We start from the raw sequence: 9,067 nt of genomic DNA on the forward strand, positions 1-9,067 counted from the left end.
ACATACACATGACGACTTCGACCAGTGAGGCTCCGCCGGCGCAGCCGAACGCTCCGACCGTCGCGCCGGCGGCGGATGTGCGACCGTCTCTGTCGCATCGGCAGATTTTGACTATTTTGTCCGGTTTGTTGCTGGGGATGTTCTTGGCGGCGCTGGATCAGAATATTGTGAGTGTGGCGATCGTCCGGATCGCGAATAGTTTGCATGGTTTCGATCAGCAGGCGTGGGCGACGACGGCGTATTTGATCACGGCGACGATTTCGACGCCGTTGTACGGCAAGTTGGCCGATATCTATGGTCGGAAGCCGTTCTATCTGTTGGCGATCGGTATTTTCGTGGTGGGTTCGGCGGCGTGTACGTTCGCGACGTCGATGTACGAGTTGGCTGCGTTCCGCGCGTTCCAGGGCTTGGGTGCCGGTGGCCTCATGTCGCTGGCCATGACCATCGTCGGCGATATCGTCCCCCCGCGTGAACGGGCCCGGTACCAGGGCTATTTCATGATGGTCTTCGGCACCTCGACCGTGCTCGGCCCGGTGCTGGGCGGCCTGTTCTCCGATTACGACACGCTGTGGGGTATCGACGGCTGGCGTTGGGTGTTCCTGGTGAACGTCCCGATCGGCGTGGTCGCGCTCGGGGTCGTGGCCAAGGTGCTCAACGTCCCGCATCAGCGGCAGAAGCTGAACGTCGACTGGTGGGGCGCGATCGCGCTGGCGATCTGTGTGGTGCCGTTGCTGATCGTGGCCGAGCAGGGCCGCACCTGGGGCTGGGGCTCCGGCGATTCGGTGATCTGCTACGCCATCGGCGCGGTGGGCCTGGTGTTGTTCATCGGAGTGGAATACCTGATGAAGGATTCCGCGCTGATTCCGCTGCGGCTGTTCAAGAATTCCACCTTCTCGGTCGTGATGATCGGTGGTTTCATCGTCGGTATCGCGATGTTCGGCGCGATCAGTATGGTGCCGCTGTATCTGCAGGTTGTGCGCGGCTATTCGCCGACCGAGGCGGGTCTGCTGATGCTGCCGCTGGTGCTGGGCATCATGATCGGCTCGATGATCTCCGGTCAGGTCGTCAAGCGCACCGGCCGCTACAAGATTCTGCCGGTGGTCGGCACCTTCCTGGTGACCGTGGGCGCGCTGCTCTACGCCCAGCTGCATTTCGACAGCGCGATGTGGCAGGTGCTCGCGATCGGCGCGCTGGTCGGCCTGGGCCTGGGCTGCTGTATGCAGACGTTGATCATCGCGGCGCAGAATGCCGGTCCGCGGTCGGATATGGGTGTGTCGACGGCGTCGGCGACCTTCTTCCGGCAGGTCGGCGGTACGCTGGGTGTCGCGGTCTTCCTGACGATTCTGTTCAATCTGTTGCCGCACAAGATCACCGACGCCTTCGGTGGACATCTGCCGCCCGGGCTCGACGCCGGCAAGCTGAACCAGCTGCAGGCCAATACCGCCGGAATCGGCGCGCTCCCGCAGCAGATCAAGGATCCGATCCTGATCGGGTTCACCAACTCGATGCACGGCGTGTTCTACGCCGCGGCGGGCGTGGCCCTGCTGGCCTGCATCGTCATGATGTTCATGAAAGAGATTCCGCTGCAGGATGCTTCGACGCCCGCCCCGGCGCCGAAGGATCCGGTCGAGACGGCCGAAGCCGAGTGGGCCGAGAACCAGGTGTGGGAGGGTGCCGCCCAGGCGCTCTCCGAGCCCGAACCGGTTCTCGCCGCCGCGGCGGCAGGTCGGCACGCCGCGGCCAACGGCCACGAATCACATCGAATTGCGGAGGTTTCGGCGATGACAAACACCCCTGTCGTCAACTCCCACGGCAGCGGCCACGCCATCGGCGGGCAGGTGCAGCGGGCCGACGGCCGACCGGTCGCGGGCGCCGCGCTGACACTGATCGACCAACGTGGACACCAGGTTTCGCGTTCGACCGGCGACAGCGGCGGCCGCTATTCGATCGAGCCGCCCGGCGCGGGTAGCTACGTGCTGATCGTCTCGGCGAACGGTCATCAGCCGGCCGCGGTGAATGTCACCGCCGACGGACGTACCCAGCGTCTCGATCTGACCCTGCAGGGTTCGGGCGAGCTGTCGGGTACGGTCCGGACCGCCGTCGCCGGACCGCCGCTGGCCGGTGCGACCGTCACCCTCACCGACCTGCGTGGTGAGGTGGTCGGCGCGGCCGTCACCGACGCGTCCGGCAACTACCTCTGCCACGGTGTGGTCTCGGGGACCTACACCCTGGTGGCGGTGGCCGAACACATGCGCCCGAGCGCGACCGCGCTGGTCGTGCCCGACAGTGGTCTGCTGCACCACGACATCGAGCTCTCGCCGATGGCGGTGCTGACCGGAACCGTGCTCGCCGACGGTGGTGCGGTGCTGGACGCGGAGGTCACGGTGCTGGATCGCTCCGGAACCCCGATCGGGACCACTCGCACCGACGAGAACGGCCAGTACGTCCTGACCGATCTCAGCGAGGGTGAGTACACGGTGGTCGCGCGCGGTTATCCGCCGGTGACCAGCCGGGTCACCGTCGGCGGCGGCGAGGTCGAGCACGATGTCCGGCTGGGTTACGACGGTGACGAGGGCGATCGCCCGGCCGCCGAGCCCACCGGAGTCGCCGGCACGAACGGTGCCGCGACGAACGGAGAACGGAACGGGGTGCGGCACAATGGTGTCGAACCCAGTGGTGTCGATCAGAACACGGAGCTGTCATGAGCGGTTTGACCGCACAGGTTCGCAATTCCGATGGCTGGCCGGTGCCGGGTGCGCTGCTGACCGTGACCGATCTGACCGGTCGCCAGCTCGCCCGGGCGGTGGCCGACGAGACCGGGGCCGCGGCCACCGAGCCGCTGCCCGCCGGTATGCACACCGCGGTGGTGACCGCCCCCGGCTACCAGCCGGTGGCGCAGATAGCGCGGATATCCGCTTCCGGCAGTGGGCAATTGGGTGCGGTGGCGTTGCAGTCGGAGGCGAGCTCCGTCGGCACGCCGGCGCCCGGCCCGTGGACCATCGACCCGGTGCATTCCACGGTCGTGGCCACCGCCCGCCACCTCGGTATCGCGAGTATCAAGGCGCGCTTCGCCGAGGTGGGTGGCCGGCTGGATGTGGCCCGGAACTTCGAGCAGACAACCGGATTCGCCGAGATCAAGGCGGCCAGCATCGATACCGGAATCGGGATGCGCGACGACCATCTGCGCTCGGCCGACTTCCTCGATGTCGAGAGCTACCCGCTGATCGGCTTCACCGGAACCGGATTGCGGCGCACCGGCGCCGATACCTGGGTGATGCCCGGTGAATTGGAGTTGCACGGACAGCGCCGCCCGGTGGAGCTGGACCTGACCTACGGCGGTTCGGGACCCGACCCGTGGGGCGGGGTCCGCGCCGCCTTCCATGCCGAGACCCATTTGCACCGCAACGATTTCGCGATCGACTACAACGCCGTCGTCCGCGCCGGCGTCGCCGCGGTGGGCACCACGGTGAAGGTCGAGCTGGATATCGAACTGGTGCAGGGAGATTCGCTGCCGCAGATGTAGCGGGCGGGCCGGCCGGGGCCGGTCAGCTCGCGTGGCGTTCCGGGACGACCCAGATGCGCTGCACCGCGGGGAATTCCGTGGTGTCGGCGTTGGGGTCGACCTCGATCTCTGGATCGAATTCCGGATACCAACGCGTCATGCCCGCAAGGGAATTCGCCGCACCGGGAATGTCCAGTTGCAGCTCGATGGTGTCGGTGAACGGGTCGATCACCGCGGCGTGGCGGGCCGGCTCCGGCGCCGCGTGGCGCGGGCGAAATCGTAGCCGATCGATGAAGTCATCGACGGAGGTGTATCCGGCCTCGTAGATCTCGGCCAGCAATCGTTCGGCGGGCGACGGGGCGTGGGATCCGCGCATACTGTCCCTCGATTTATCGATGTTTCACACTACGGTGTTGTTCAGGGGCGATGGGGGCTGTCGGGGACGCAGCCCCCATCTGACCTGATTTTGCGACAGCAGGACGCTGTGGGCATGGCGACCCGCTCTGCAAGCCCCGAGCTATCGAGGCAGTCCGAGCCTAAGCCACTTCGTGGCAACCGCACGGCATTTCGGGGGAAACTTCACTGATTCGCAGACGCGAAATTCGTTGCGCCAGGCCGTACCAGACGGTCGTATTGAATCGCCCACCACACCTGTGCGCCGGTGTGGGCCCGGCGCAGATCGCACCCGGTCAGCTCCTCGAAACGAGCGATGCGATAGCGGACCGTATTCGGATGCACGATCAGTCGCTGTGCGGTCGCCTCGATGCGCATCCCGGTATCGAGATATGCGGTGACGGTATCGATCAGCGTCGTCGCCGAGCCGCTGCTGCCCAACGGCGCGAGATAGCGGCGCACGAGTTCGGCGCCCAGTTCGGGATCGGCCGCGACCCCGGGCAGCAGGCCGAGACCGTCGAATTCACAGGTGCCGGTATGGCCGAGAGCGGCTGCGGTGGCGAGGGCGCGGCCCGCCAGCCGAAATGAGCGCGGGGCCTCGGCGAGCGGGCACGGCGGCCCGAACGCCAGCAGTGCCGTACCCGGGATGTGGATCGTGCGATCGGTGAATCCGGCGTAATCCCCGTCGATCACGGTGCGGAAGGCGTAATCGGCGCCCTGGGGTCGCAGCAGACGGTCGAATTCGGCCGGCGGCGCGGCGTCGGCGCGGGCGCGGAAGGCCCGGTATTCGGCGTCGGCGCGCAGGCCGTAGCGCTGGATGCCCAACGTCAGTTCGGTGGCCGAGATCGTGCCCGCCAGCACCGCCCGGGTGAATTCCGCGCGCTGGATGCGGTCGTGGCCGGCCCGGGTGCGCTCGACCTCGTGGTGGGCGTCGGAGAAGGAGGTCGCGGCCTCGTCGACCAGGCGCAGCAGGTCCCTGGTGATCTCGAACAGCACCGCGTCGTCGGCGCCGCATTCGGCCGCGACCGCGCTCAAGGTCTCGAGATGCAGCCGTTCGGCGAGGCGCCAGGCTCGCAGCAGCGCTTCCATCGACACGTCCTGAGTGGCGCGGATGCGGCCGTAGTCGGTCATCCGGGCGCCCTCGGGCGGCTCGATATCGGCCGTACCGGCGAGGGAGGCGAACAATCGGTCCATGATCGCCGTCGTCGTCGGGAGCAGATCGGCCGCCTCGATCGTGCGGTAGTCCGGAATCTCGGCGCGGGCCCGGTCGACGATGCGGGCCGCGAGGGCGTCGCGCTCGGCCCGCATCCGCACCAGCAAGCGCTGCCGCGGGGAACTCGGGACCTCGGACGATTCGCTCATGACAGGCCCGAGGATACGACGCGCCTTTGGAGAAACCAACAAAACGCACCCCTGAACTTCGACACGGAATCCATGGCCGCCCGCCATGTGGTGCACGACACTCAACGGTGTTCCTCCGGACGGGTCTCGGCCGCCTCGATTTTGGACTGACGGAGCGAGGGAGCGCAGCGACTGAGCGGAGGAAGGAAAAATCGAGGCCAAGGGGCCGAGACCCCGCCGTAGCGAAGCGAAGGCAGAAGGCACAGCGCATGTATCTCACTCAGGGCCTGCACCGGGCCGTCCAGCAGAACCCCGACGGGGTCATGTCGATCTGCGGGGATCGCACCCGCACCTTCGCCGAGGGCGCCGACCGGGTGGCGCGGCTCGCCGGGGCGTTGCGGCAGCTCGGTGTCGGCGAGGGTGACCGGGTCGCGATTCTGGCGCTCAACAGTGACCGGTATCTGGAGTACGTGCTGGCGGTGCCGTGGGCCGGGGCAGCGCTGAATCCGGTCAACATTCGCTGGAGTCCGGCCGAAATCGCCTATTCGCTGGAGGATTCCGAGACCGCGGTCCTGCTGGTCGACGATGTCTTCGCCGCGATGGTGCCGGCGCTGCGGGCAGCCGCGCCGGTGCTGCGCACCGTGATCCACTGCGGGGACGGTCCCACACCCGACGGCATGCTGTCGTACGAGGAACTGATCGCCGGCGCGGATCCTGTCGAGGACGCTCGCCGCGGTGGTGACGCCCCGGCCGGAATCTTCTATACCGGCGGCACCACCGGTCACCCCAAGGGCGTGGTGCTCAGCCATGCCGGGCTGCAGATCTCGGGCCTGGGCAGCTTGTCGACCGGATATCTGGCGCAGCCCGGCGCCCGCTATCTGCATGCCGCGCCGATGTTCCATCTGGCCGACCTGGCCGGTTGTGTCACCCAGATCATGATGGGCGGCGCCCAGGTGATGGTCCCGGCGTTCGACCCCGTCGCGGTGATGACAGCGATTGCCGAGCACCAGGTTACGGATACGCTGCTGGTGCCGGTGATGATCCAGATGATCGTCGACCATCCGCGGGTGAGCGATTTCGATCTGTCCAGTGTGCGCGGCATCGTGTACGGGGCCTCCCCGATCGCGCAGGCCGTGCTCGAGCGCGCCATGCGCGCGTTCCCGCAGGCGCGTTTCGCCCAGGCCTACGGGATGACCGAATTGTCGCCCGTGGCAACGCTGCTCGGTCCCGACGACCACCTGGCCGGACGGTTGCGTTCGGCGGGCCGCGCGGCTCCGCACGCCGAGGTGCGCATCGCCGACGCCGAGGACGACGAGGTGCCGCGCGGGACCGTCGGCGAGATCCTGGTGCGCGGCGGCCATGTGATGCTCGGGTACTGGAACCGGCCCGAGGAGACCGCGGCGGCGCTACGCGGCGGCTGGATGCACACCGGCGACGGCGGCTATATGGACGACGAGGGCTATGTCTACATCGTCGACCGGATGAAGGACATGATCGTCAGCGGTGGCGAGAACGTGTATTCCGCCGAGGTGGAGAACGCGGTCTCCGCACATCCGTCGGTAGCGGCGTGCGCGGTGATCGGTGTCCCGGACGAGGAGTGGGGCGAGCGGGTGCACGCGGTGATCGTGTGCCACGCCGGCGCCACCGTCACCGTCGAGGAGATCCGAGACCACGCCAAGCAGTTGATCGCCGGCTACAAGGCTCCGCGCACCATCGAACTGGTCGACGCCCTGCCGGTCTCCGGTGCCGGCAAGATCCTCAAACGGGAACTGCGCAAACAGTATTGGGGCGAGGCGGAGCGGCAGGTCCACTGAGCGTGTCAGCGCAGCAGGCCGGCCAGGTGCGGTAGCGCTTCGACGGGATGGGCGGCGCTGATTCCGGCGGCGACCTCCCGGAATTCCCAGCCGTGGCTCTGTTTCAGCCGAGGGGCCGATCGGTGGGCAGATTGACGTAACTCGGTGCGTTCGGATCCAGGCGCAGATGCTGGGGCTTGAGTTCCGAATCGTTGAGCATCGGGCGGAACGGCATGGCCTTGGGCGCGTTGGCCGCGAACAGATCGATACGCAGCCGATGTCCGATCTGGAGCCGCGCCTGGGTCGGGATCACCGCGATGTCGAGGCCCACCGGTTCGCCGGGCGTCACCGGCTGCCGCGCCGCGGCGGTGAGGAGATGGAACGGAACGGTGTAGTCGCCGTTGGCGGATCGGGAGCTGCGGGCATCGTCGACGGCGCGCATGGAGACGGTGAGCTGGCCGGTGGTCAGGGCCGTGGAGGTGCCGTCGGGTGCGACGTCGTTGACGGTGGCGCTCCAGAATCCGTCGGTGGCGTCCTGCACGGTCTCGAGGTGGATGTCGATCGGCCCGGAGATGGCGGTCGGCGCCGACACCGGGGCGCTGGTGAAGGTCAGCGCATCGTGTTCGGCCACCCGGGAGTCCTTGGCGCAGGTGTCGAGCATCGCGGCCGAACCGGCCGAACCCTGGGCCGCGTCCCGTGAGCAGAGGGTCGCCAGCCCCGGCGCCACGGTGAGTGCGGAGACCTCGGCCGGCGGCTGGGCGCTCAACGAGCCGTCGTGCACGGCCGCATCGGTGGTTCCGCTGGGCGCGGCGGTCAGGTAGATCCGGCGGTGGTCGGCTCCGGGCTGCGGGTACTGCGGCAGTGTCACCCAGCCGCCGCCCTGTTCCTTCAGCACGATGGGGCCGTAGCCGTCGATACCGTTGTCGATGTCCTTGAGCCACTTGTCGAACCACGCTCGCTGCAGCACCTCGAGCCGCGGCGGGGCGCCGGGTACGCCGGTGCCGGCGCCGGGATTGGCGTGATAGGTGTCGCCGATCACGAGTTGCTTGCGACCGGCCGGCAGCGGGATGGCCTGATAGATCTTGGTGGCGCTGTTGGCGAAGATGTCGTGCCAGCCGCCGTAGACGAAGGTGGGCACGGTGACTCGTTCCGGATGGCCGGTGAGGGCCTGGCGGAAATCGCTGCCGGAGTCGAGCGCGTCCGACAGGGCGGGCGGCATATCGTCCATCGACGGCGTCAGCAGGGCCTGCGCGAGCAGGTCGACATTGGTGGCCGGATCCGCCACCCGGGAGGCGAGCCATTTCCAGTCGAAGGTTCCGTCGAAGATCGACTTCAGGTCGGGGATCAGCTTGAGCTGATTGACCGTTTGGAGCCACATCGGCAGGAAGGTGGTGCCGACGCCGCCGCCCGGCGCCACCACATCGCGCATGAGATCGCTGCCGGGGACGACCGGGAAGATGGCGCGGAGCGCGGCCGGGGCGTCCTCTGCCGCGCGCAGCTGGTTGATCGCCGCGTACGAGCCGCCGCTCATCGCCACCTTGCCGTTCGAGAACGGTTGTGCCGCAGCCCAATCGATCACTTCGCGGGTATCGAGCTGTTCCCGCGCGCCCAGGGTCTCCCAATTGCCCTGGGACTGTCCGGTGCCGCGCACATCGGCGACCACCAGCGTGTAACCGCTGCGGATCAGATTGCGGTCCAGGCCGAGGACGGTCGGCACGGTGCCGCCGTCGAGGGCGTGCAGCAGGTCGCCGAAGCTGCTGATCGGGGTGCCGGAGAGGTTGATCTGCCGCACCAGCGACATCACCAGCGGCTGCAGTTGCGGATTCTCCACCGCCGAGCCGACCAGATCGGTCATCAGCTTGGTGTAGGGCGTGAGATTGACGATGGTCGGCAGTGGCTGGGCGACCACGGCGCCGGAGGCGTCGACCGGCCGGTAGACGTCGGCCTTCAGCAGCACCCCGTCGCTCATCCGGATCGTCACATCGGAATCCACGTGGACGTCGGGATATTGCTGCGGGCCGTCGTGCACGGCGGTCCA

6 protein-coding genes are annotated in these 9,067 nt (G+C 67.8%); 3 read left to right on the forward strand and 3 right to left on the reverse strand.

The genetic code is table 11. The features are described 5' to 3' along the window. Nucleotides 1-8 precede the first annotated feature (8 nt). Together RJ03_RS30140 and RJ03_RS30145 are read left to right on the forward strand one after the other, a co-directional pair. Complete coding sequence (locus RJ03_RS30140; protein WP_083871435.1) at nt 9-2,705, forward strand: MFS transporter; 2,697 nt, start codon at nt 9-11, stop codon at nt 2,703-2,705. Further along, nucleotides 2,702-3,523: a YceI family protein gene (locus RJ03_RS30145; RefSeq protein ID WP_036509014.1), complete on the forward strand. Its 822-nt coding sequence runs from the start codon at nt 2,702-2,704 to the stop codon at nt 3,521-3,523. Before RJ03_RS30140 ends, RJ03_RS30145 begins: the two co-directional genes overlap by 4 nt. A 22-nt stretch (nt 3,524-3,545) precedes the next feature. On the opposite strand, the gene RJ03_RS30150 is transcribed toward RJ03_RS30145, so the two are convergent. Both RJ03_RS30150 and RJ03_RS35355 read right to left on the reverse strand, forming a co-directional pair. Continuing rightward, the gene (locus RJ03_RS30150; RefSeq protein WP_036509016.1) at nt 3,546-3,878 is read right to left on the reverse strand and encodes a hypothetical protein; all 333 of its coding nucleotides are present in this window, start codon (nt 3,876-3,878) and stop codon (nt 3,546-3,548) included. A gap of 203 nt (nt 3,879-4,081) precedes the next feature. Then, nucleotides 4,082-5,257 carry a PucR family transcriptional regulator gene (locus RJ03_RS35355; protein WP_051025433.1) on the reverse strand — a complete coding sequence of 392 codons (1,176 nt, stop codon included), beginning with the start codon at nt 5,255-5,257 and terminating at the stop codon, nt 4,082-4,084. Nucleotides 5,258-5,505: 248 nt separating this feature from the next. Between RJ03_RS35355 and RJ03_RS30160 the strand changes: the two genes are divergently transcribed. Further along, a complete protein-coding gene (locus RJ03_RS30160) occupies nt 5,506-7,050 on the forward strand; it encodes a long-chain-fatty-acid--CoA ligase (protein ID WP_036509017.1) in 1,545 nt (514 codons plus the stop codon). 103 nt (nt 7,051-7,153) lie between these two features. Here RJ03_RS30160 and RJ03_RS30165 read toward each other — a convergent pair. Next, nucleotides 7,154-9,067 (reverse strand): CocE/NonD family hydrolase (locus tag RJ03_RS30165; RefSeq protein ID WP_036509036.1); only part of this gene is annotated, 1,914 nt, incomplete at its 5' end.

The organism is Nocardia aobensis NBRC 100429, assembly GCF_000308375.1.
In the GTDB taxonomy this organism is placed as follows: domain Bacteria; phylum Actinomycetota; class Actinomycetes; order Mycobacteriales; family Mycobacteriaceae; genus Nocardia; species Nocardia aobensis.